Origin of the sequence: Alcaligenes faecalis (genome assembly GCF_002443155.1) — a bacterium.
GTDB lineage: Bacteria > Pseudomonadota > Gammaproteobacteria > Burkholderiales > Burkholderiaceae_B > Alcaligenes > Alcaligenes faecalis.
The window spans coordinates 453687-477334 of record NZ_CP023667.1 but is presented as its reverse complement, the minus strand read 5'-3'; the positions used below and the strand labels follow the sequence as shown (position 1 = coordinate 477334).

Here is a 23648-nt window from a genome sequence, read left to right as displayed (position 1 = left end):
GACTCTTTATTATGCCTATCGCCTCTGGGGCACTGGCAAGGGATTGTAAAAAAGCACAACAAGTTCTGGACTTAAACCTCGCCGTCCTGAACCTTCTGACGAGTACCAAAAATACGATCGCCCGCATCACCCAGTCCCGGCACGATATAACCATGCTCGTCCAGATGCTGATCAATGGACGCGGTGTAAATATGGACATCAGGGTGGTGTTTTTCAAGAGTGGCGATGCCCTCAGGGGCCGCCACCAGCACCAGTGCGCGAATGTTCTTGCAGCCAGCTTTCTTTAGCAAGTCAATGGTGGCCACCATGGAGCCGCCGGTTGCCAGCATGGGGTCGATAATCAGGGCCAGGCGCTGGTCCAATTCGCCGACCAGGCGCTCCAGATAAGTCTGGGCTTCAAAAGTCTCTTCGTTACGGGCGATACCGATTACGCTGACCTTGGCGCCAGGAATCAAGCTCAACACCCCGTCCAGCATGCCAATACCGGCGCGCAAGATGGGCACAACCGTCACTTTCTTGCCAGCCAGCTTTTCCACTTCCACATTGCCGCACCAGCCTTCAATCGTGGTGGGTTCCAGAGGCAAATCCTTGCACGCCTCGTACGTCAGCAAGGAAGCAATTTCCTGGGACATTTCGCGGAAATTCTTGGTGCTGAGATCTGCCTTGCGCATCAAGCCCAGTTTGTGGCGGATCAAAGGGTGGCGTATTTCGTGTATGGGCATGATTGCTTCATCAAATTAGGGACTAACCAAAAACAGGGCCACTGCACAGCAGCCCTCACTATCGTGATCGTTAACGTACTGCCAGCCACTTCACCACCGCATCAAAAAAGGGTCGGGCAGAGGCAGAACGTTCGTCATTGACCATCATGACGACAATATACCGCTTTCCGCTGGCTCCCAGCACGTAACCGGCCAGTGCACGGCTATCGCGCAACGTGCCGGTTTTCAGGTGGGCACGGCCTTGAACCTCGTCATCGCGCAAGCGCGAACGCACCGTACCGTCCACACCGGAGATCGCGAAGGAGGAAATGTACTCGGGCATCCAGTTCGAGCGCCAGGCAACTTTCAGCATGTCAGCCATGCCGCCCGCCGTGACGCGGGCATTACGGGACAGGCCCGAGCCATTGTCCACCGTCCAGCCCGCTGTATTTACCCCCTGACGGCCCAGCACACTCATGACAGCGCGCTCGCCAGTGGCCACGGTGGCACCGGGACCATTCATTTCCGCGCCCACGGTCAGCAGGATGGTGCGGGCCATCACATTATTGCTTTGCTTATTAACAAGACGAATCAGGTCAGACAGGGACTGGGAGTCATGCCAGGTAATCGCCTGGGCACGGGCAGGCACACGGCCTGCCTTGATGTCGCGTGCCAAGGTGCCGCCCAGATCGCGCCACAGGCTGCGGAACAGCTTGTCGAAAAATTCGGTTTGGGAATGCACCAAACGGTAGACGCTGAACTCGCCGCAGGAAGCGGCGGCCTTGCCACTGACACGGACCACCATGCCACCGGCTTCGGGCTGAATCTGGGTGCCAACGACTGGCGAACCGGGACAAGTTGCCGTCGACCACTCGACTTCACCCTGTACGCGCACGCCGGGCAAAGGCGGGTCGATAATCGCTATCCATTTGCGCGCCTGGGTGTCGGGTTGAAACACCAGCCGAGAGGCGCCCAACCCTACCATCATGGCGTCCGGGCTGGCGTTATAGGGACGGTCGCCCGCATTGTCAAAGTCGCCCGGATTGATGGTGACATTTCCGAAGATGGAACGATCCACAATAACTTCGGTCAGATTCTTCACCCCACGCAAGCGGAGCTCGCGCAACATGTCCCACAATTGCGGCACGGTCAAAAACGGATCGCCCCCGGCCTTGATATACAAAGGCCCTTTCAAGGTGCCTTGTTCGTCCACCTGCAGACCATCCTGGGCCATCAAAGTGGTGCGCCAGGTATATTCTGGCCCCAGAGCGGACAAACCTGCCCAGGTGCTGACCAGTTTCATTACCGAGGCAGGGTTACGGGGCTCCTGGGGGTTGACGCCGATCATGCGTGGGCCATCGGCCTCGTCCACCACAATGGACAGGGACGATTGCGGCAAGCGGCTGGCATTCCAGACCGAAGCCAGTTCGGGCGGCAGGGCCTGGGCCAGGGCTAGTGATGCGCCTTGCACCATGAGCAAGGCGGCCAGGGCCACATGCTTGCAACGACTCAAAACAGGCTTTGCCTTTAAAACGCCCATGCCCTCGTCTCCAACAGATCAATTCAGGAAAGACCCAAGCATACCGAAAGAAAAACACCACGGATATGGCCGTTTCAGCAATCTGGCGGCAAAGCGTTAAAATAGTCGGTTACCCCATCAGGCCCGGCCTTCTGGCCAGCGGCCCTTTACGACAAACCATGAGCATCGACCCCTCTTTAACTATCGCCCAGTTCGATTACGAGCTTCCCCCTGATCTGATCGCTCAAAGCCCTCCGGCCCAGCGCCAGGGCAGCCGTCTGCTGCATCTGGACGGTGCCAGCCAATTGCATGACCGCCAGTTCACCGACCTGCCCAGCCTGCTGCGCAAGGGTGACCTGCTGGTCTTTAACGATACGCGCGTCATCAAGGCTCGCCTGCACGGCCAAAAAAGCAGTGGCGGCAAGGTCGAAGTGCTGATCGAGCGTGTGACTGGCCCCGATACGGCCCTGGCCCATATCCGCGCCAGCAAGTCCCCCAAACCCGGCACCTTGCTGGAACTGGCCGAAGGCCGTGTCTTGGCCGACTGCACCGGACGTGAGGATGCCCTGTTTGCCCTGCGCTTTCACGAGCCTGTGCTGGACATGCTGGAGCAATACGGCGCAACGCCTTTGCCACCCTACATTACCCACGCAGCCGACGAAGAAGACGACTCGCGCTACCAGACTGTTTACGCCCGCCACCCCGGTGCCGTGGCTGCCCCGACGGCTGGCCTGCACTTTACCGACGACATGCTGGCCACCTTGCGCGAGCAAGGCGTGGACCAGGCCTTTGTGACCTTGCACGTAGGTGCAGGCACGTTCCAGCCTGTGCGCGTGGACAATATCAGCGAGCACGTCATGCACGCCGAGCGCTACCACGTCCCCGCCGCCACCCTGGCCAAGATTGACGCCACCCGCGCTGCCGGTGGCCGCGTCATTGCCGTGGGCACCACCAGCGTACGTTCACTGGAATCGGCCGCCAGCAAAGAGCCCGGCATGAACCAGCGCTGCGCCGATGGCAGTATTGAAGGCGACACGCGCCTCTTTATTACCCCCGGCTTCCAGTACCAGTGGGTGGATGCGCTGATCACCAATTTCCATTTGCCCCAGTCCACCTTGCTGATGCTGGTATCGGCTCTGGCGGGGATCGAACCCATACAACGTGCCTACCAGCACGCCGTCCAATCCCGGTATCGCTTCTTTAGTTACGGCGATGCTATGTTCATTGAGCCTCCTACCCCATGAGTGGACTGAAGTTTGACCTTTTAAGCACCGATGGCGCCGCTCGCCGTGGCCAGATCACCCTGAACCACGGTGTGGTGCAAACCCCCATCTTCATGCCGGTAGGCACGTATGGCAGCGTCAAGGCCATGATGCCGCACGAGTTGAACGAGATTGGCTCGCAGATCATTCTGGGCAATACCTTTCACCTGTGGCTGCGTCCGGGCACGGATGTCATGGACAAGTACAAGGGCCTGCACAACTTCATGCAGTGGAACAAGCCCATCCTGACGGATTCGGGCGGTTTTCAGGTGTTCAGCCTGAAAGGCATGCGCAAGATTACCGAGGAAGGGGTGAAATTTGCCTCCCCCATCACCGGCGAGCGCCTGTTTCTGACCCCTGAAGTGTCCATGCAAATCCAGTATTCCCTGAACTCCGACATTTCCATGGTGTTCGACGAATGCACGCCCTACCTGATTGATGACCGCCCGGCCACGCACACCGAAGCGGCCAGATCCATGCGCATGTCCCTGCGCTGGGCCCGCCGTTCGCGTGAGGAATTCAAGAAGCTAGCCAATCCCAACGCCCTGTTTGGTATTGTGCAAGGCGGCATGTACGAAGACCTGCGCGACGAATCCCTGGCTGGCCTGACCGAAATCGGATTTGAGGGCTACGCCATTGGCGGCCTGTCCGTAGGCGAGCCCAAAGAAGACATGATGCGCATTCTGGCGCACACCACTCCGAAACTGCCCACCCATGCCCCCCGCTATCTCATGGGTGTGGGTACACCGGAAGACCTGGTGGAAGGGGTCAGCCAGGGCGTGGATATGTTTGACTGCGTCATGCCCACCCGCAATGCGCGCAATGGCTGGTTGTTTACCCGTTACGGCGACATCAAGATACGCAATGCCCGCTACCGCGATGACACCCGCCCGCTGGACCCCGGCTGCACCTGCCATACTTGCCAGCATTTCTCGCGTGGCTACTTGCATCATTTGCAGCGTTCCAATGAAATTACCGGCTCGCGTTTGAATACCTTGCACAATCTGCATTTCTATCTGCAGATCATGCAAGAGATGCGTGATGCCATTGAGCAAAAGCGTTTTGCGGCCTGGCGGGAGCAATTCCATCAGGATCGGGCGCGCGGCATTGAATGACACGCTGTTTGTGATACCGCAATAAAGTGCCGCTACAATACACCGTTAGTTTTTGACAACCCACACAAAAAAATCCTCAGGAGCCCCACATGTCCGCTGTTGACATTCTGACTCTCATCCCCGCCCAGGCTGCTGGCGGCGAAAATGCCTTGATGGGTATGCTGCCCATCATCTTGATGTTCGTTGTGCTGTACTTCTTGATGATTCGTCCTCAAATGAAGCGTCAGAAAGAGCACCGCAACCTGGTGTCCAACCTGGCCAAAGGCGACGAAGTCATCACTTCCGGTGGTTTGCTGGGCAAAGTCAGCAAAGTTCACGACAACTACCTGACCGTTGAAGTGGCCAACCTGACCGACAAGCCTGTTGAAGTTCTGGTCCAACGCGTGGCCGTTACGACTGTTCTGCCTAAAGGCACCATCAAGTCGCTGTAATGCCTCCGACCCCGGACTTCGGTCCGGGGTTGCCATTTCTGCACCCGTCGTAGATATCCCATGAATCGTTATCCCCTCTGGAAATATGTCATCGTCTTGGTCGCGCTGGCGATCGGCCTGATCTATACCTTGCCCAATCTGTTTGGTGAGTCTCCTGCTGTGCAGGTTTCCAGCGCCAAATCCACGGTCCGGCTTGAAACCAACCTGATCAGCCACGTTGAAGAGCTGCTCAAGAAAAACAATATTCCTACGACGGGCTCGTATTTTGAGCAAAACGGACCCAGCGCCACTGCGCGTTTCCGTTTTGAGTCCACCGATATTCAGCTCAAGGCCAAAGACCTGATCGAGCGTGAATTGAACAAGGACTCCACGGCGGTCGCCCCCGACTACACCGTCGCCCTGAACCTGGTGTCTGCGTCGCCAGCCTGGCTGACCGCACTGGGCGCCCACCCCATGCACCTGGGTCTGGACTTGCGTGGTGGCGTGCACTTCCTGCTGCAAGTGGACATGCAGGGCGCACTGCAAGCCCGCTACGACTCCATGGTGGCTGATGCCCGCAGCGTGCTGCGCGAGGCCAAAGTACCCGTGGGCAACATTGAGCGTGATGGTCATTCCCTGCGCATGAGCTTTGCGTCGGCTGACGAGCGCGACCGCGCCCAGTCCGAAATGCGCCGCGCCATGCCTGACCTGGAATTCACTCCTGCCGGCGATAGCGGTTTGACCGCCCGCATGACGGAAGCCGCCACCATTCAGGTGCAATCCAACGCACTCAAGCAAAACATCACCACCCTGCACAACCGTATCAACGAGCTGGGCGTGGCCGAACCTGTGATTCAACAGCAAGGCTCCGACCGCATCGTGGTGCAACTGCCCGGTGTGCAGGATGTAGCCAAGGCCAAGGAAATTCTGGGTCGTACCGCCACGCTGGAACTGCGCATGGTGGAAGACTCCCCGGCTGCCGTTGCCGCGTTGAACTCGGGCACTGTGCCCTTTGGTCTGGAGCGCTACACCGAACGTGGTGGCGCCCCCTTGCTGCTGCGTCGTCAGGTCATCCTGACGGGTGAAAACCTGCAAGACGCCCAGCCCGGTCGAGATTCGCAAACCCAGCAGCCCACCGTCAACCTGACACTGGACAACAAGGGCTCGCGTATTTTCCGCGACATTACCCGCAACAACATCAACAAACGCATGGCCATTGTGCTGTTTGAAAACGGCGTGGGTGAAGTGGTGACGGCTCCGGTTATCCGCAGCGAAATTCCTAACGGCCAGGTACAGATCAGCGGCAGCATGAATGCTCAGGAAGCCGCCGATATTTCCCTGCTGTTGCGTGCCGGTTCGCTGGCCGCCCCCATGAGCATTATTGAAGAACGCACCATTGGCCCAAGCCTGGGCGCCGACAATATTCGCCAAGGCTTTAACGCCACGCTCTACGGCTTTATTGCGATTGCGATCTTCATCATGCTGTATTACCACCTGATTGGTCTGTTCTCTACCATTGGCCTGACTTTCAACGTGCTCTTGCTGCTGGCCGTGCTGTCCATGCTGCAGGCAACCTTGACCTTGCCGGGTATTGCGGCCATTGCGCTGACGCTGGGTATGGCCATTGACGCCAACGTGCTGATCAACGAGCGTATCCGAGAGGAATTACGCAATGGCGCCTCACCGCAACAAGCCATTCACCTGGGTTTTGATCGCGCCTGGGCCACTATTTTTGACTCTAACTTGACCAGTCTGATTGTGGGTGTTGCTTTGCTGGCCTTCGGTTCCGGTCCCATCCGTGGTTTTGCGGTGGTACACGTGATCGGTATTCTGACCTCCATGTTCTCTTCGGTGGTTGGGGTTCGTGCCTTGGTCAATCTCTGGTATGGCAACCGTCGTCGCCTGCAAGGGATTTCTATCGGCCAGGTCTGGAAGCCACAGGACAAGAAGTAAAGCGCCGGGGCCGGTGCAAACCGGCCTGGCCCAACTACAGGCATAAAGCATCATGGAATTTTTTCGTATTCACCGCACTATCCCGTTCATGCGCCATGCGTTGGTGCTGAACCTGATCAGTTTTCTGACGTTTATCGCAGCGGTTGTTTTCATTATTGTGCGCGGCTTTCACCTGTCCATCGAATTTACCGGTGGTACGGTCATGGAAGTGCACTATCAGCAAACCGTGCAGGTTGAAGATGTGCGCGGCTCGATTCAGTCGCTAGGCTATACCGACTTCCAGGTACAGAACTTCGGCACGTCGCAGGACATCATGATCCGCTTGCCCGTTCTGGACGGACAAGACTCTACCCAGCAAAGCGAGCAAGTGCTCCAGGCCTTGAAGCAGCAACACTCGGACGTGGAACTGCGCCGTGTGGAGTTCGTCGGCCCACAGGTGGGGCAGGAACTGCTGCATAACGGCTTGATGGCCCTGGCCTTTGTGGTCGCCGGTATCTTGCTGTACCTGGGCTTCCGCTTTGAATGGAAGCTGGCTTTGGCGTGTGCGATTGCCAACTTGCATGACGTGGTCATCATTCTGGGCTTTTTCGCGTTCTTCCAATGGGAGTTCTCGCTGTCGGTGCTGGCCGGTGTTCTGGCGGTGCTGGGTTACTCCGTGAACGAATCCGTTGTGGTGATGGACCGTATCCGTGAAAACTTCCGCAAGCAGCGCAAGATGTCGGTGTCGGACATTATTGACCTGTCCATCACCCAGAACATCTCGCGTACCATCATCACCCACGGCTCTACCCAGATGATGGTGCTGTCGATTTTCTTCTTCGGTGGCCCCACGCTGCACAATTTCTCGCTGGCGCTGACCATCGGTATCTGGTTTGGTATTTACTCCTCCGTGTTCGTGGCCGCCGCCATTTCCATGTGGCTGGGCGTGAAACGTGAAGATCTGGTCAAGCCGATCAAGAAAGACGAAGGCGGCGAGGTTGTAGAAGGCTAAGTTGCTTCTTTAGTCGCTGTTAAAGAAAAGCCCGACATTAAAACAATGTCGGGCTTTTTTATTTCTAGGGCTGCTGGATTCCAAGTAATAGGGTGGCAGCAGTAAGCCTCTTTTTGTTTTATTGAGGGCCGGAGCAGGTCGGCGGGCGAGTCAGGTTATTCGCCACGGGCAGAGACCAGATGCGGGGTGCAAGGGTCGTGCTGTTTGAGGAGCACGCTTGCGGTTTGTCCGGGGGACAAACCGCGCTCCGAGTTCACGACCCGCCCGCATCTGGTCTCTGACAAGGGGACCCGTGCGCAGCACGGGCGAATGACCCGCCAGGCCGACCTGCTCCGGCCCTCAATAAAACAAACGCCTGCCACCCTATATTTATCTGAAGGAATACTTCGGCACGACGGCTATACAGTAAGCGATACTGCGATGGCAATATGGCAAAACTTCACTGCTATAGCAGCTCCAGCGATGCCTACAGCGAGTCTCATTTCCATGAAGCTATAGAACTTGCCACAGTCATTTTCAGATCACAAGCAGCAAAGATCGGATAAGACATGACAAACCGACCGTGAGGGGAACGAAATGGCCGCAGACGACTTAATTAATGCGGGATGGTTTCATCCGGCCGCAGCGTCAATACACGCACACCACTTTCTGTCACGGCCACCGTGTGCTCGAACTGTGCCGACAGCAAGCCATCGCACGTACGTACGGTCCAGCCATCTTTCCCGGTTTGCACCGCATGACCGCCTTGATTCAGCATAGGTTCAATGGTGAACACCATGCCCTCCTTCAATCGCAAGCCTGTGCGCGGCGTACCCCAATGCAGAACCTCGGGTGCCTCGTGCATTTCTCGCCCAATGCCATGCCCACAATAATCGCGCACGACGGAATAGCCATTCTTGCGCGCGTACTGCGAAATGGCGAATCCTACGTCCCCTAGTGTTGCGCCGGGACGTACAGCTTGTATACCCTTCCACATCGCCATATAGCACGCATCGACCAGTTTTTGCGCAGCAGACGTAACCTGCCCCACCGTGTAGGTTTTGCTGGAATCCGCGATAAAGCCATTCTTCTCCAGGGTGATATCAAAGTTCACGATATCTCCCTCTTTCAACACATCCGTCGTGGACGGCATACCGTGACACACGACTTGATTGGGCGATGAGTTCAGAACATAGGCATAACCGTATTGCCCTTTGCTGGCGGGCCGAGCTTGCAGATCCTGAACGATGTAGCTCTCGACCAGATCATTGACCTGCATGGTGTTCATGCCAATCAGATCCAACTGATCCAGGCGCGTGAATACTTGAGCCAGCAAACGACCCGACTCGGCCATCAAGGCAATTTCATCCGCCGTCTTGATCATGCTGGCTCCGTGTGGTCCAGCGGTACAGCAGGCTCACCCAGACCCGCCGCCTTCATTTCACGAGCAACAATCTCGTTAAAGCTCAAGGTCGGATTCAGTTCGCACAGCAGTCCCATACGTATCCAGAAAGCCGCCTGCGCATTGATGGAGCGACATGAAACCGTACTCGCCTTGCGCAGCTGGTCGTGCAACTCGTCATCAATATTCACGATACCCATTTCTTGTTCCTTATATGATCCATATACGAATCATATAATCCACAAAAACAGGACGCAAGCAGAACCTGGCTGAAAACCCTGCTCCAGCTCGATGCCCTGACACGGCTGCTTTAGGCCGCCGCCACTCAAAGTGGCAGCATGTCTGCAACAAGTCCTCCCTCCGAAGTCCCCGCCTGCTTGTGGCTCATGGGAGGCTGGGCGTTATAATGCCCGATTCATCATTTTCAATGGCCCGCGGGATATACACCCGTCACGGCTCCTTCTATGACCGACACCACACTCTCTACCCCCGCCAGCGCGGACGCTGCCACCAAGCCTGCCCGCAAACTCTTCATTCGCACCTTTGGCTGCCAGATGAATGAGTACGACTCCGAAAAAATGGCCGACATCCTGAATCAGGATCGCCCCGTGGAGTTGACCACCAACCCCGAAGAAGCAGACATCATCCTGTTCAATACCTGTTCAGTGCGCGAAAAAGCGCAAGAAAAGGTGTTCTCGGATCTGGGCCGGGTTCAGCATTTGAAGGCGCTCAATCCCGATCTGGTGATTGGCGTGGGTGGCTGTGTCGCCAGTCAGGAAGGTGACACAATTATTCGTCGTGCTCCCTACGTGGACGTGGTGTTCGGACCACAGACCTTGCACCGTCTGCCCGAACTGATCGTCAAGCGCCGCAACAGCGGCCGCTCGCAAGTGGACATCAGCTTTCCGGAAATCGAAAAATTCGACGCCCTGCCCCCGGCACGAGTGGAAGGCTATTCGGCCTTTGTGTCCATCATGGAAGGTTGCAGCAAGTACTGCAGCTTCTGTGTGGTGCCCTACACCCGCGGCCCCGAAGTCTCCCGCCCCTTTGACGACGTGCTGATGGAAGTAGCTGACCTGGCCGACCAGGGTGTGCGTGAAGTGACGCTGCTGGGCCAGAACGTGAACGCCTACCGTGGCCCTACCGATGTTGCCGGCGAAATTGCCGACTTCGCCATGCTGCTGGAATACGTGCACGAGATTCCCGGTATCGAGCGTATTCGCTATACCACCTCGCACCCCAAGGAAATGACCTCGCGCCTGATCGCCGCCCACGGCAATCTGCCCAAGCTGGTCCCCTTCCTGCACCTGCCTGTGCAAGCCGGCAGCGACCGTATTCTGGCTGCAATGAAACGCGGCTACACTTCGCTGGAGTTCAAATCCATCGTCCGCCGCCTGCGCGAGGCCCGTCCCGACATCGTCCTGTCCTCGGACTTTATCGTGGGCTTTCCCGGTGAGACGGAAGAAGATTTCCAGAAGACACTGAAACTGATTCGCGATGTGAATTTCGACCAGTCTTTCTCCTTTGTGTATTCCCGTCGCCCCGGCACGCCCGCCGCCGACCTGGAAGACAACTCCACCAAAGAAGAAAAGCTGGACCGCCTGCACCGGCTGCAAGCGCAAATCAACGAACAAGCCCAGGCTATCAGTCAGGCCATGGTGGGCAGCGTGCAACGTATTCTGGTCGAAGGCACCTCGCGCAAAGACGACTCGGAACTGAAAGGCCGTACCGAAAACAACCGCATCATCAACTTCCCCGGCGATCCTCGCCTAATTGGACAAATTGTGGATGTGCACGTAACCCAAGTACTGACCAACACCCTGCGCGGAGAAATCGTGACCCATGACCGGGTTGCAGGAGCCTGATCTATGACTAGCCAACGCCGCCGCATGCCCACTGCCTTGCGCCTGGACGGGGACAATACCCATCTGGCCAATCTGTGTGGCCCTCTGGACGAGAACATCAAGCAGATTGCCATTGCCTACGACGTCACCTTGCGTCGGCGTGGCAGCCATGTTTCGATTGAAGGCGAGCGCGCGGAGGAGGCTGCCAAGGCCATTGACTGGTTCCATTCGCGCGCGGTGCACCGCGCGCTGAATATTGACGATATTCAGCTGGGTCTGGTGGAACTGGGCGCCAGCCGCAGTCACGAAAAAGAGGCAAAGCCCGAGCCCTTGCCCGAGCTGCCTCCCGTTGGCCAGGAAGAAATCTCCCTGCGTACCGCCAAGCGTGATCTGCGTCCCCGCACGCCCGGGCAGCGCGAATACCTGCGCAACATCCTGAACAACGACATCAACTTCGGCATAGGCCCGGCCGGTACCGGCAAGACCTGGTTGGCGGTGGCCTGCGCCATTGATGCGCTGGAACGTGAATCCGTGCACCGTCTGGTGCTGACACGGCCCGCTGTAGAAGCGGGGGAGCGTCTGGGCTTTTTGCCCGGCGATCTGGCGCAAAAAGTCGATCCCTATCTGCGGCCTCTGTACGACGCTCTGTATGACTTGATGGGCGTGGAGAAAGTCCAGCGTCTGTTCGAGAAGCAAATCATCGAAATTGCACCGCTGGCCTATATGCGTGGCCGCACGCTGAACCATGCTTTTGTGATTCTGGACGAAGCCCAGAACACCACGCCGGAACAAATGAAAATGTTCCTGACCCGCATCGGTTTTGGCAGCAAGGCCGTGATTACCGGCGACCCCACCCAGGTGGATCTGCCCAAAGGTCAGCGCAGTGGCTTGAATCATGCCGTCAAGGTACTGGAAAACGTGCAGGGTATTTCCTGCTCACGTTTCAGCAGCCGCGATGTGGTGCGCCACCCTCTGGTTGCGCGAATTGTGGACGCCTACGAACGAGCTGGTGATGCCTGATCTGTCCTTAAGCGTCCAGTACGCTGTTGATTGTCCCGAGCTGAGCCGCTCCCGTATCCGCCGCTGGATGCAGCGCACGATTGATATGGCGGTCGAACGTATCCACCCCGAAGATCGCTTCACCGCCCTGTCCGCCACCTTGCGCATTGTGGACGCCGAAGAAGGCCAAAGCCTGAACCTAAGCTACCGGGAACGCGATTACGCCACCAATGTACTGACCTTTGAATATGGTCAGGACGAAGATGGCGTGGTCAGCGGGGATATCGTGTTGTGCCTGCCCGTTCTGAAGCGTGAAGCCCAGGAACAGCACAAACCGTTTCTGCACCACGCAGCCCACCTGGTTGTGCACGGCTGTCTGCACTCCCTGGGTTACGACCACATTGAAGAGGACGAGGCCGAGGACATGGAGGCACTGGAAACAGCCGTGCTGGCCAGCCTTCGCATCCCCGATCCGTATCAGGAACGCTAGACTCGCCCGTCCCGGTCGCCTGCACCCGGCGATCATAAAACAGCCTTGATACTCACCGCCCTGCGCGCATTCCGAATGATGACAGGTACATACCTTGTCATCATTTTTCGGTTATGCTTGATTCTTCCTTAACTCGTCCTTCGGACAATGTCAGACTCTGCTCCCGACCCCGAGCCCCGCCCTTCCAAGGCCAGCTCAAACAATCCCATCTCTCGCTTAAGTGCTTTTTTCAATCGGCGTCACGAACCCGAAGACCGAGAAGACCTTAAGTCTGTCCTGGTTGCGGCCCACGCCCGCAAAGTTATCGACGACGAATCGCTGTCCATGATCGCCGGAACGCTGGATATGGCCAACAAGACCGTGGCCGATATCATGGTGCCCCGCTCCAAGATCGATATGCTGGACATCGCCAAGCCTTTGACCGAAATGCTGCCCATCATTATTGAGACGGGCCACAGCCGCTTTCCGATCTACGAGACGGAGCGCGACAATATCATCGGTATCCTGCTGGCCAAGGATTTGCTGCTGTCGATTGCCAATCCCACACTGGATTTGCGTCCGCTGATCCGTCCTGCCGTATTTATCCCCGAGACCAAGCGCCTTAACGTCTTACTGCACGAGTTCCGTGGCAGCCGCAATCATCTGGCCGTCGTTATTGACGAGCACGGCGGCACAGCAGGTCTGGTCACCATGGAAGACGTACTGGAACAAATCGTGGGCGACATCGAAGATGAATACGATGAAGATGCCGAGCAGACCATTTTCCAGGCCGGCCCCGACAGCTGGCGTGTCATGGCCCTGACTGAAATCCCGGATTTCAACGAAGCTTTCCAGACCAGCCTGCCTAACGATGACTTTGACACCGTGGGTGGTTGGCTAGCGTCCGAATTGGGACATATCCCTCGCCGGGGCGATGTGGCCCAGCTTGATGGCATCAGCATCACCGTTGTACGTGCCGATGCCAAGCGAGCCCTATGGTTGCACGTTCAGCGAGCCACACCCGCCGAGCCTAATCTTGAACAAGCCTGATTCCAAACCTTTACCCCAGGCGCTTGGCGTCGCTTTATTGCTGGTCCTGGGGGGCTTGCATGCCCTGTCCTTCTCCATTGGCCCACTGCCATCCTGGATTCTGCCCTTCTACCAGATCACCTTGCTGGCCATTGCCTGCTCACAGATCATGGCTGCAAAGTCCGTGCGTCAAGCCTTTGGTCGCAGCTATTTGTTCGGACTGGGTCATTTTGGCGTAGGGATTTACTGGCTTTACATCAGCATGCACCAGTATGGTGGTATGCCCTCGTGGATGGCCGCCCTGGGCGTTTTGCTGCTGGCCGCGGCCCTGGCCGTCTTCCCGGCTCTGGCTTCGGCAGTTTGGCAAAAGCTGCGCCCCAATCACGATAGTGATGCCTGGCTACCACGATTGTTGTTATCAGCAGGCTGGGCAAGCTGCTGGGCACTTAGCGAATGGCTACGTGGCAATTTGCTGACTGGCTTCCCTTGGCTGAATATCGGCTACGCCCACGCGGAAGGGATGTTTACCGGCTGGGCACCCGTTATCGGCGTCTATGGTCTGGCCTGGCTATCGGCCTTCAGCGCCGCCGTGATTGCACAGTTTGCCGCTTCCAAAGACAAGAACCAAAGCCCTTCCAGCGCGATCGGCATTGGTATTGCCATGATTTTTGGCCTGATCGGTATCAGCCTGCCGCATATTGCCTGGGTTCAGCCCCATGGCGCGCCCTTTATTGCCCGTCTGGTGCAAGGCAATATCGACCAAAGCGCCAAGTTCGGTCCCAATATGAGTGAAGGCATAGAGCGTTACTACGAGCTGGCCAATTTACCGGCCAAGTCTCCTGAAGACGCTCCACGACTGATTGTGCTGCCTGAAACGGTTATCCCTGTTTTGCAAAACCGTCTGGAAACCAGCTTCTGGCTGCGTTGGACAGAGCTGGCACAGCGCCATCAGGCCAATCTGGTACTGGGCGTGCCCATGGACCGTGGCACTGTCAACGGCAAGCTGAGCTACACCAACAGCGCCTTGTTGATCAGCCCGGAGACTCAACCCCAGGACATCATCAACAGCACGGCCAGCTATTACGACAAGCATCATCTGGTGCCTTTCGGCGAGTTCATCCCCACCGGCTTTCAGTGGTTTGTGGACATGATGAACATTCCGCTAGGAGATTTCCATCGCGGCGCCTTGCCGCAAGCGCCCTTCAAGATGGCGGAAGGCCGTGTGGCCCCCAACATCTGCTATGAAGACGTGTTTGGTGAAGAGATCATCCAGGCCGTACAAGGCAGCCCCGGCCAGGAAGGCGCTACCTTGCTGCTGAACATCAGCAATCTGGGCTGGTTTGGCGATTCCTGGGCCTTGAGCCAGCACTTGCAGATCTCGCGCATGCGGGCTCTGGAAACCGGCCGCCCCATGCTACGTGCCACCAATACCGGCATGACGGCAGCCATTGATCCTTATGGCCGTATTCGTGCGGTTCTGCCGCCCCTGACCCCGGGCGTGCTGGATGTGGAAGTCCAGGGCACTACGGGCCTGACTCCCTATGTGAAGTACGGCAATCTGCCCTTCTTGATCTGGGCAGGTCTGTTGCTGATTCTTTTTGCCTGGCGCTCTCGCCGTCAGCCTTGAACGATCAAGGATTCATCCCCCCACAGGCTTTACCAGTGACAGCTTGGCTTCGAAGGCCCCGCTGCCTACTGTAAAGTCTGTGGCGCATTTGCACTGAGCCGCCCTGCAAAGCCGCCGGCATGCTCCCGATTCCAGGTCTTGCACCAATCCACGAACTCATCGGCCGGGATAGGCGTGGAGCACAAATAGCCCTGCATGAAATCGCAACCCGCGTTGTTGAGCAAATCCAGCTGCTCGTGGCTGGTTACCCCTTCGGCCACGACGCGTAAACCCAGCTTTTGAGCCATGACGATCATGGCTTGGGTCAGCACCAGATCTTCACTGCTCAAGGCCAGATTACGGATATAACACTGGTCGATCTTGAGCACATTGATGGAAAAACGTTTCAGGTGCGACAGGGACGAATACCCCGTGCCGAAATCATCCAGCGCCACGCTCATGCCGTACTCACGCAAGGAGCGCAACTGCTGCAAGGCTTGCCCTTGGTCGTCCAGCAACAAGCGTTCGGTAATTTCCACGACCAGCGCATCCCCCGGGATGCCCTGATTCTGCAAATACTCCACCCAACCGCGCGCGCAAGAGCCATTCAACTTGAACTGCGCAGGCGACACGTTCAAGCTGACCCTGAAAGCCGGGTCCAGCTCCTGCCGTAGCACGACAGCAGCCTGGGCAGCTGTCTCGAAAACCCATTCACCAATCAGGACAATCAGCCCGGAATCTTCGGAAAAAGGAATGAACTCTGATGGCGGCACCAAGCCCAGCTGCGGGTGCTCCCAGCGAATCAGGGCCTCGGCACGCGTGACACGCCCCGTACGCAGATCCACGATAGGCTGGTAATAAAGCTGAAACTGCTGCTCGCTCAAGGCTTTCTGCAAGTCCTGGGAGAAACGCAAACGTGCTTCCACGGCTTCGCTCATGGCAGGCAAGAAACGACAATATTGATTGCGGCCACAAGCCTTGGCGGCATACATGGCCATATCCGCATTTTTCAACAGCTGACCGGCATCATCACCGTCTTCGGGGAACAGGGTAATGCCCAGGCTGGCAGAGACTGATACCGAGTTCTTGCCCAACTGGAAGGGTTCTTCAATGGTGTCCAACAGGCAGCGACAGGTGCGCTCCACAATGGAGGTATCACTGATATCCGAAATAATGACGGTAAATTCATCCCCGCCTATCCTGGCCACGGTATCCGTTACCCGTACGCAGCGCTGCAAACGCTGGGCCACTTCCTGCAACAGCACATCACCCTTCTCATGCCCCAGGGAGTCGTTCACATCCTTGAAAAAATCCAGATCCATGAAAATCAGCGCAAACGGCAAACCGGTACGGCGGGATTGTTCGCGAGCTTGCTGCAAGCGATCCTGGAACATCTGACGATTGGGCAAGCCAGTCAAATGGTCGTAATGTGCCTGCTTCCACATCTGCGCTTCACGCTTTTTATGACTGGTAATGTCGGTAAACAAGCCAATATGGCGATACACCGTGCCATCCGGATTCCAGGCCGTGCTGATCGTCAAGCGTTCGGCAAAATCTTCGCCATTCTTGCGACGATTCCAGATATCGCCCTGCCAGCGTCCCGTTTCTGAAATCTCGCGCCACATCTTGCGGTAGAACTCGTTGTCCTGACGGCCGGAGTTCAAGATAGACAGGGTGCGGCCGCGCACTTCGTCCAGCTCATAACCCGTAATACGGCTAAAAGCCGGATTGGCATCCACCACGTGACCAAAACGGTCCGTCACCACGATTGCTTCGCAAGTGTTCTCGTATACCACAGCGGCCAGACGGCCTGTCACTTCGTTGCGTACCCGCGTGGTGATGTCCTGCACCACCGCTACCATTCCCATACGGCCGTCCAGCTGAATGGGAATAGCGCAAATTTCTACATCAATGGATTTGCCATCATAGCGTAGTGCCCGCGTTTCATAGCGCAAGCTGCTGCCGCCAGATCGCGAATCGGGCACCACCTGAGTCAAGGAAGGAAATCGCGGCGCCAGAAAAACCTGATCAACCGTGAACTCCTGACGCAATTGCGCGCGGCTATATCCCAATGTCTCGGCCAGCTTTTTATTGACGAAATCAAAGCGGCCATCACGGGATAAATAAACTCCCAATAAAGGGTTGTGACTCAAACTGCGACATAGGGCGTTGAGCTGGGATAAATTGCGTTGCTGAATAGAAAGCTGAGCATCCAGCTGCTGAATCTGCAAACCGCAGGAATTCAGTATTTGTGACAGATAACGCGTTTCACTAGTGCCGGCACTGGTACTTTTGGCCCGGTAGTTGCCAGTCGTAAAGGCTCGCCCTTGCGCCATCAGCTGTCGCAAAGGCTCAGCGGCCCAGGCTCGCAACATGAAGTAAGACAGGCACAGCGCAACCAAATCCAGGCTCAGCATGAAAAACACGTTCCAGCGATGCTGGGCACGCATGCTTTCGCGCGAGGCGTCAAAGGCATCCAGCAATTGCTGGGTGTTGTGGCGAAACAGGGAGTCTTCCGCGTTCAGACTGGCGGCAGGCAAAAGCACTTGCTCCGAGCTGACCGGGAAATCCAGGCGCATCAAACGCCGTTGCCATTCATTGGTCAGCTGGGACACCAGGCCCAGCAAGGGTTTGTCCAGTGGCAGCAACATGACTCCATCAACCATGCCCCCTTCCCGAAGCAAATGCACCACCCCTTGGAACTGTTGGTCCAATTGGCGCAAACGAGCGGGAGTCGAGCTGGCGGGCGCGGCCAAGGCCACGGAATAGCTGATGTCAGAGAGCTGACGCAAGAGGCCGCTACTGACCTGCTGACGAGTTTCCGCCTGATTTTGCTTGTAAATGACAGTAACCGTTGCCGAGATCAACAACAGCCAGACCAACAGCACCCAAATCAGCAAAGCACTCAAACTGATTCGTCTTTGTGCATCCACTGGAACTGGCAGAGGTGATGATATGCACTGCTTTGCTGACATAGCGCCATTAAATAAAAAAATGCAGGCTAAGAGATCGGCCTACAAAACGTAATTATTGCAGGTGAAATGTTACTCAACGAAGCATAACATCATTAGATTACAGAGCTGCGCAAATTTCTCATAAACCCTTCATTTATGCGCCTAAGCAGGGAATTACGGCACCCTGAAAGGAACAAAAAAACGACGACAGGAATTGAAAGCATTTCCTTTTATTACGCCACAAATGAAATTTTATGACACAAATAAGATACAAAAAACCCGTATAAAACAAAAAGATACAAGCATCTCCCATACTCATTCCAAGTCGCTTTTTCACCCCTCCACCCATCAGGAAGACCCGTCGTCGTCCTGGCTCCTCCCTCCCCGTCAGGCCCCCCTGAAGATTTTTTTACTTTATTTTGGTTTTTTTCTTCAAAAGACTTGCACAAAGGCAAAAACACCTTCATAATCTCAATTCTTCGTTGGTGGTCAACAAAAAAGAACACCGAAATGGGGGTATAGCTCAGCTGGGAGAGCGCTTGCATGGCATGCAAGAGGTCAGCGGTTCGATCCCGCTTACCTCCACCAAAAAACGAAGATTAGCTGTAGAGTCCTGTCCCCTTCGTCTAGAGGCCTAGGACACCACCCTTTCACGGTGGGTACAGGGGTTCGAATCCCCTAGGGGACGCCAAAATTCTTGGCAACCGCTGCGGAGCGGTAGTTCAGTTGGTTAGAATACCGGCCTGTCACGCCGGGGGTCGCGGGTTCGAGTCCCGTCCGCTCCGCCAAAAAATTTTCAAAAATCAGTCCCAGACTGGTTTTAGCAGTTTGAAGTGGCAAGCCTCGTCAAGCCTGACACTTATTTCGATACTTTGGTTTTTTGACGCAGTTAAAAAACGAAGTAAAGAAAATTGGGGGTATAGCTCAGCTGGGAGAGCGCTTGCATGGCATGCAAGAGGTCAGCGGTTCGATCCCGCTTACCTCCACCAAAACGACGATTTAGTTGTAAGTCCTGTCCCCTTCGTCTAGAGGCCTAGGACACCACCCTTTCACGGTGGGTACAGGGGTTCGAATCCCCTAGGGGACGCCAAAGCTTTTGCTTGGCACCGCTGCGGAGCGGTAGTTCAGTTGGTTAGAATACCGGCCTGTCACGCCGGGGGTCGCGGGTTCGAGTCCCGTCCGCTCCGCCAAAAAATTCAAAAAGCCTGATAGATTTCGATCTGTCAGGCTTTTTTTATTTTCACAAATAGCCCAAGCAAGCTCTTAATTCGTCTTACCTCACCTTCAAGAGAGATATACCTCGCGGGATATGTCTGCAAATACACTGCAAAAACCCCGCAGAGATATCCCTTGAATACCCGGGCTGCCTTTAATTCACTACTGGCACGCCCAGAGCATTCATCGTTTCAGTTGTCATCTGACCACTAGCCGGTAAAGACTTTAGTAGCTGAAACTGCTTAAGTGCTTGTACCGTTTGCGCCCCCAGAACACCATCCACAGCCCCGTCATACAAACCAAGAGAGATAAGCTGAATCTGCACCCGCATCACCTGCAATTTCAATTTCTCACTACGAGTTAACTCTACATTCCCCATCGCTGCTCCGACCGCCCCGGCGGCACTTGTACCTGCTCCCGCTGCTGCGCCAGAAGAAGAGCGGCCACTTGATGGCGCAAGCGAGCGTGGAGTTGTGGCCGTTGCCCCTCCCCCATACAAAGGTGTAACAGGCACCCGCGCAGGCGCTGAATATGTACGACCGCTCGAACCTGAATAGTGTGAACGATGGCTAGAGTGAGACCGATGACTGGAGTGCGAGCGATGTGCCGCAAACAAATTATCTGTCTCAAAATTGAGAGGCCGCAAAGGCACTGCCTGAGGAAGGGAAAAAGCATCGAGCGCCAGGTCGGTAACTGTCACTCTCGCATCAGCAGACTTTACGGAAAATGGCGTAATGCTTGCCAGGAACAAACTGATATTTTTAATGAAGCGACTCATTCCACATTCTCTAGCAATAGTTTTATCGTTTTGGATGGCTTCCAACCACGCTCATGCCAGGCAAAGAAACCGGAACAACTAGGCTTTACATCACACTCATCGCACTCTGCTGAGTAAACATTTTTCCAATCAGAAATACTCTGATGTGCATATCCATAGAGCTCTCGCGGCAACGTGCATAGAGGCGTGTTCATAAAGAGGAAAGGCACAGAATGTCGCCTCAACTCCCGCGTGGCCCTCAACAAGATCTCATGCCAATCGACAAGATCAACCTCGCACATCTCTCTGTTAGCCAAAGCAAAACCAATAGGCTCACACGCCATCAAGGCGACTTCCCGCACAAAGGGTAAATTACGTCCAATGAAGACACATAGCTCCTGCAAATTTTCCAGGACGGGCCTTATCAATACAATACGCAGCTGAACGGGCTGCGAGTGTGCCTGTAAGTTCAACAGCCCCTCTATCGTTTGCTCATAAGCCCCATGCGCTTGAACGACAAAATCATGCAAAAAATCAGCATGGCCATATAAAGGCACTAACCAGGTAACACTCGGAGTTAGATCAGACAAAAGAGCTTGGCTCAAGCCTGAGTCCGCTAACAGTCGTCCATTCGTCAGAACCTCAACCTGAGTATCAGGGTGATGGATTGCTACTGCGTCCAATACCTCTCGCAAGCGCTCGCCTAATAATAAAGGCTCCCCTCCGCTTAAACCCAACACCGCAGGAGACTGCCGCATATGCCTAATCACCTCGACTGCCTCTCGCACCATCCAATCATCATTCTGCGGCGTAGGGGGCTGTGAACACATCATGCAGTAGCTATTACAACGATTGGTTAACTGCAAACCATGATGCTTATCCGATGGGCGATGGAGTATGGCCGCTCTATTCAAATGCCGCTCGGGCACAAGGACATCTCCTGCCATCACATCCTCAGACTCCACCCAAGCAACATTCTCTAAGCCTGCCGCCCTGAACTGAACGACCCGTTCGCGCTCAACAGAATTTGCTACCTGCACCATAAAGCGCAAGTCGGGGCGCCATTGCGACGCAAGCTCCTCACACCTCACAACCTGCCACACACCATGCAACTCGGTCGCCTCGAAGTTTGCTTTTACCCGACGCATTAATAAACCTCCTCAATAGAAGGACGCGCCCACGCATAAAACAAATCCAATTCATCCTCAGTAGCCGAACTCACTCGATCGAAAAAGAAGTCGAACAACCATTGATGTCGAAGACAATGCTCAGTTTCCAGTACAGGGGCATCCACAACACCAAACTGAGCTTGGGAGTCCACCGGGTTGGGCGCACAGAACGTCTGAAACGCACAGGCGGAGCAAGCGGCAATCTCCGTCACCAAACTAGCCTGCCTCAGCGCCTGCTGAGTTGGTGACGCCTGCAACACATCCAATGGCACCCCGATACGGCCTAGCCTCAAAGACACGTCCCCTGACTCAGCAAGCATACGCGCCTCATCACTGGGATATACATAACCATCGTAGTTGTAGACCATCACACTATGCCCTGCCCCAGTAGGACTTTGCAGGTCCACGTAGCCCCCATCAAATGGAGACAAAATCTTATTCAAAATGATGGATGCATAAACCTCGCGCAGCTCGACTCCTTTCCGGTTCCAGTACAGCACCCTCTCGAATGCCCGCTGATAAAACTCATGGAATCTATCCAGCTCGTACCCCAACAGACTCTGATTTCGCTTGGCAAAACCATAACTGCTAAGCGGCCGCAAAAAAATATCTCTAAAGCCTAAACGAACGTATTCATCCACAATTTCTTCAGGAAAGGACAAAGACAGCTTAGTTGTTGTCATCAATGCTGAAACCGACTCTTCCCCCAGCATACGACGTCCCAGCTCTATCCCTTGTAGGGTTCGCTCATAAGAATTTCGACCAGGTATAGGTCTATTACGATTATGTAATGCCGCTGGTCCGTCAATACTTGTCGAAAGGACAACCTGATGGTTTTGAAAAAACAGGCACATCGACTCCGTAAGTTGATGCAAAGTCGATGCAACTACAAATCGGATCTTTCTACCAAAATTCTGATTTAACTCTTCTATATAGAGAATCGCTTTTTCAAGCAGGTCGAATCTCAGCAGAGGATCACCACCCTGAAACTCGACAGTCAAGGACTGAGCGGGGCTTTGAAAAATGCTGCGACAAGCTTCTAGCAAGTTTTCCAAGGACATCGTATGCCCCGTATCAGCCAAGGAACGGCTAACTTGGCAGTACTGACAAGAGTGTGCACATTGCAATGTCAGCACAATGATATGCAATCCCACCCCTGTCTCTACAGTTTCATGGCGTGCAGCTTTGCGTGATACCAACAAACGACGAGAACCCTGCCAATCGTTCTCAGCAATAAAGAAACGAGATTTTAATTGTGCCTGGGCCTCTAAAGGAAAAAGGTGAACCTGACCACTATCCAATATCTGAACTTGTTGATCGCTCAAAAAAAGATGATCACCAGAAGAACTCACTACCAAGCAATGACCATTAAGACGCCGCTTAAAGTATGGAAGCACTTGATTAATAGGCGGCGTCGCTCCCCCAAACCCCAACATTGATTATAAAGATCGTAATTATTGAGTAATTTTGACACAGAAACCACCAATGATTTATGGGGGTTTCCCTTTGCCAGCGAAGGACTCAAATTAAGCAAACAAACAAGACGAACACCTCCCCCCCTCCCCCCATACAACTGACAATTCTCTTGTCGTATCCGATCGTTGAAGTTAATGTATTGCGTTATCGTTACTTCAACATTCAACTTCTATGCCAGCCAGTACTCTGGGCCAGCGTGGTCCGACCGAGCATCATCGCCGCGAACAGATCATTGAGCAGGCCAATACGCATTTCCGGCTCTACGGGTATCGCAAGACCTCTGTTGCCAGCCTGGCCAAATCCATAGGCGTCTCCAGCGCTTATCTATACCGTTTTTTCGACTCCAAGCAGGCTATCGGCCAAGCAATCTGCCATTCCGTGCTCAATGGCATGCATGTGCAATTGCAGCAGATTGTTGAAGGTGATTTGCCGCCGATTGAACGTCTGCGCCATTTCATTGAAACTGCCTGCAACCTAAGCCTGGAGCTGTTCTTGCAGGAAGGCCGCATGCAAGAAGTGGTGATTGAGGCACTGCAAAACAACTGGGCAACGGTGGACCGGCACAGAGAGGACTTACTGACCCAGATCACCGCCCTGGTGCGTGCGGGTCGTGAAAGCGGTGACTTTGAACGTCGCACGCCTTTGGACGAGGTGGTGCAAGGCATCCTGTTTGCCTTGACCGCCTGCCTGCACCCTGTCTTGCTGGAAATACATCCCCCTGAAAAAACCCGACAGGGTTTGCTGGTGGTGACGCAGCTTATCCTGCGCAGCCTGATGCCTTGAACATCACGCCCCAAG

The 23648-nt window shown here is 55.3% G+C and carries 19 protein-coding genes and 6 tRNA genes; 17 read left to right on the top strand and 8 right to left on the bottom strand.

Going from position 1 to position 23648, the window contains the following annotated elements; translation table 11 throughout:
* Positions 1-71 precede the first annotated feature (71 nt).
* Together upp and dacB are read right to left on the bottom strand one after the other, a co-directional pair.
* On the bottom strand, positions 72-722 hold the full coding sequence (gene upp / locus CPY64_RS02260; RefSeq protein WP_042483245.1) for a uracil phosphoribosyltransferase: 651 nt from the start codon (positions 720-722) through the stop codon (positions 72-74).
* Between the two features lie 70 nt (positions 723-792).
* Positions 793-2241, bottom strand: coding sequence for a D-alanyl-D-alanine carboxypeptidase/D-alanyl-D-alanine endopeptidase (dacB, locus tag CPY64_RS02255; protein ID WP_042483242.1), 1449 nt, complete (start codon positions 2239-2241; stop codon positions 793-795).
* A 158-nt stretch (positions 2242-2399) separates the two neighbouring features.
* Between dacB and queA the strand changes: the two genes are divergently transcribed.
* The 5 genes from queA (at position 2400) to secF (ending at position 7951) form a co-directional block, all read left to right on the top strand.
* Positions 2400-3464, top strand: coding sequence for a tRNA preQ1(34) S-adenosylmethionine ribosyltransferase-isomerase QueA (gene queA, locus CPY64_RS02250; RefSeq protein ID WP_042483239.1), 1065 nt, complete (start codon positions 2400-2402; stop codon positions 3462-3464).
* Complete coding sequence (tgt, locus tag CPY64_RS02245; protein WP_042483236.1) at positions 3461-4597, top strand: tRNA guanosine(34) transglycosylase Tgt; 1137 nt, start codon at positions 3461-3463, stop codon at positions 4595-4597. The genes queA and tgt overlap by 4 nt, the downstream gene beginning before the upstream one ends.
* Positions 4598-4686: 89 nt before the next feature.
* Entirely contained in the window at positions 4687-5028 is a 342-nt protein-coding gene (gene yajC, locus CPY64_RS02240) for a preprotein translocase subunit YajC (RefSeq protein ID WP_042483233.1), read from the top strand.
* Positions 5029-5088: 60 nt separating this feature from the next.
* Positions 5089-6960: a protein translocase subunit SecD gene (gene secD / locus CPY64_RS02235; RefSeq protein ID WP_042483230.1), complete on the top strand. Its 1872-nt coding sequence runs from the start codon at positions 5089-5091 to the stop codon at positions 6958-6960.
* Positions 6961-7012: 52 nt separating this feature from the next.
* Entirely contained in the window at positions 7013-7951 is a 939-nt protein-coding gene (gene secF, locus CPY64_RS02230; protein ID WP_009463846.1) for a protein translocase subunit SecF, read from the top strand.
* 595 nt (positions 7952-8546) lie between these two features.
* Here the strand turns inward: secF and map are convergent.
* Together map and CPY64_RS02220 are read right to left on the bottom strand one after the other, a co-directional pair.
* The gene (gene map / locus CPY64_RS02225; RefSeq protein WP_042483224.1) at positions 8547-9314 is read right to left on the bottom strand and encodes a type I methionyl aminopeptidase; all 768 of its coding nucleotides are present in this window, start codon (positions 9312-9314) and stop codon (positions 8547-8549) included.
* On the bottom strand, positions 9311-9532 hold the full coding sequence (locus CPY64_RS02220) for a ParD-like family protein (protein ID WP_042483219.1): 222 nt from the start codon (positions 9530-9532) through the stop codon (positions 9311-9313). Before CPY64_RS02220 ends, map begins: the two co-directional genes overlap by 4 nt.
* 264 nt (positions 9533-9796) lie before the next feature.
* Here CPY64_RS02220 and miaB point away from each other — a divergent pair, with 264 nt between their 5' ends.
* The 5 genes from miaB (at position 9797) to lnt (ending at position 15300) form a co-directional block, all read left to right on the top strand.
* A complete protein-coding gene (gene miaB, locus CPY64_RS02215) occupies positions 9797-11197 on the top strand; it encodes a tRNA (N6-isopentenyl adenosine(37)-C2)-methylthiotransferase MiaB (RefSeq protein WP_042483216.1) in 1401 nt (466 codons plus the stop codon).
* A 3-nt stretch (positions 11198-11200) separates the two neighbouring features.
* On the top strand, positions 11201-12196 hold the full coding sequence (locus tag CPY64_RS02210) for a PhoH family protein (protein ID WP_042483213.1): 996 nt from the start codon (positions 11201-11203) through the stop codon (positions 12194-12196).
* Positions 12189-12665 (top strand): rRNA maturation RNase YbeY, encoded by a 477-nt coding sequence (gene ybeY, locus CPY64_RS02205; RefSeq protein WP_080723724.1) that lies wholly within the window; start codon positions 12189-12191, stop codon positions 12663-12665. The genes CPY64_RS02210 and ybeY overlap by 8 nt, the downstream gene beginning before the upstream one ends.
* 147 nt (positions 12666-12812) lie before the next feature.
* Complete coding sequence (locus tag CPY64_RS02200) at positions 12813-13694, top strand: HlyC/CorC family transporter (protein WP_042483210.1); 882 nt, start codon at positions 12813-12815, stop codon at positions 13692-13694.
* Positions 13681-15300, top strand: coding sequence for an apolipoprotein N-acyltransferase (gene lnt, locus CPY64_RS02195; RefSeq protein WP_042483207.1), 1620 nt, complete (start codon positions 13681-13683; stop codon positions 15298-15300). The genes CPY64_RS02200 and lnt overlap by 14 nt, the downstream gene beginning before the upstream one ends.
* Positions 15301-15365: 65 nt before the next feature.
* Here the strand turns inward: lnt and CPY64_RS02190 are convergent, their stop codons facing one another.
* Positions 15366-18188 carry a bifunctional diguanylate cyclase/phosphodiesterase gene (locus CPY64_RS02190; protein WP_042483202.1) on the bottom strand — a complete coding sequence of 941 codons (2823 nt, stop codon included), beginning with the start codon at positions 18186-18188 and terminating at the stop codon, positions 15366-15368.
* 557 nt (positions 18189-18745) lie between these two features.
* Between CPY64_RS02190 and CPY64_RS02185 the strand changes: the two genes are divergently transcribed.
* The 6 genes from CPY64_RS02185 to CPY64_RS02160 all read left to right on the top strand — a co-directional run bounded on the left by CPY64_RS02185 (position 18746) and on the right by CPY64_RS02160 (position 19423).
* A tRNA-Ala gene (locus tag CPY64_RS02185) sits at positions 18746-18821 on the top strand.
* Between the two features lie 27 nt (positions 18822-18848).
* Positions 18849-18924 (top strand) — tRNA-Glu (locus CPY64_RS02180).
* A 20-nt stretch (positions 18925-18944) separates the two neighbouring features.
* A tRNA-Asp gene (locus CPY64_RS02175) sits at positions 18945-19021 on the top strand.
* Between the two features lie 125 nt (positions 19022-19146).
* Positions 19147-19222, top strand: a tRNA-Ala gene (locus CPY64_RS02170).
* Between the two features lie 25 nt (positions 19223-19247).
* Positions 19248-19323, top strand: a tRNA-Glu gene (locus CPY64_RS02165).
* A 23-nt stretch (positions 19324-19346) separates the two neighbouring features.
* Positions 19347-19423 (top strand) — tRNA-Asp (locus CPY64_RS02160).
* Positions 19424-19602: 179 nt separating this feature from the next.
* On the opposite strand, the gene hxsA is transcribed toward CPY64_RS02160, so the two are convergent.
* Genes hxsA through hxsB form a run of 3 tightly spaced genes read right to left on the bottom strand, consistent with a single transcriptional unit; the run spans position 19603 to position 22810 of the window.
* A complete protein-coding gene (hxsA, locus tag CPY64_RS02155) occupies positions 19603-20226 on the bottom strand; it encodes a His-Xaa-Ser repeat protein HxsA (protein WP_080723723.1) in 624 nt (207 codons plus the stop codon).
* Positions 20223-21353: a His-Xaa-Ser system radical SAM maturase HxsC gene (gene hxsC, locus CPY64_RS02150; RefSeq protein ID WP_042483199.1), complete on the bottom strand. Its 1131-nt coding sequence runs from the start codon at positions 21351-21353 to the stop codon at positions 20223-20225. Before hxsC ends, hxsA begins: the two co-directional genes overlap by 4 nt.
* A complete protein-coding gene (hxsB, locus tag CPY64_RS02145; protein ID WP_042483196.1) occupies positions 21353-22810 on the bottom strand; it encodes a His-Xaa-Ser system radical SAM maturase HxsB in 1458 nt (485 codons plus the stop codon). The genes hxsC and hxsB overlap by 1 nt, the downstream gene beginning before the upstream one ends.
* A 211-nt stretch (positions 22811-23021) precedes the next feature.
* Here hxsB and CPY64_RS02140 point away from each other — a divergent pair, with 211 nt between their 5' ends.
* Positions 23022-23633, top strand: a complete 612-nt coding sequence (locus CPY64_RS02140) for a TetR/AcrR family transcriptional regulator (RefSeq protein ID WP_042483193.1) — start codon at positions 23022-23024, stop codon at positions 23631-23633.
* The last annotated feature ends 15 nt before the right edge of the window (positions 23634-23648 follow it).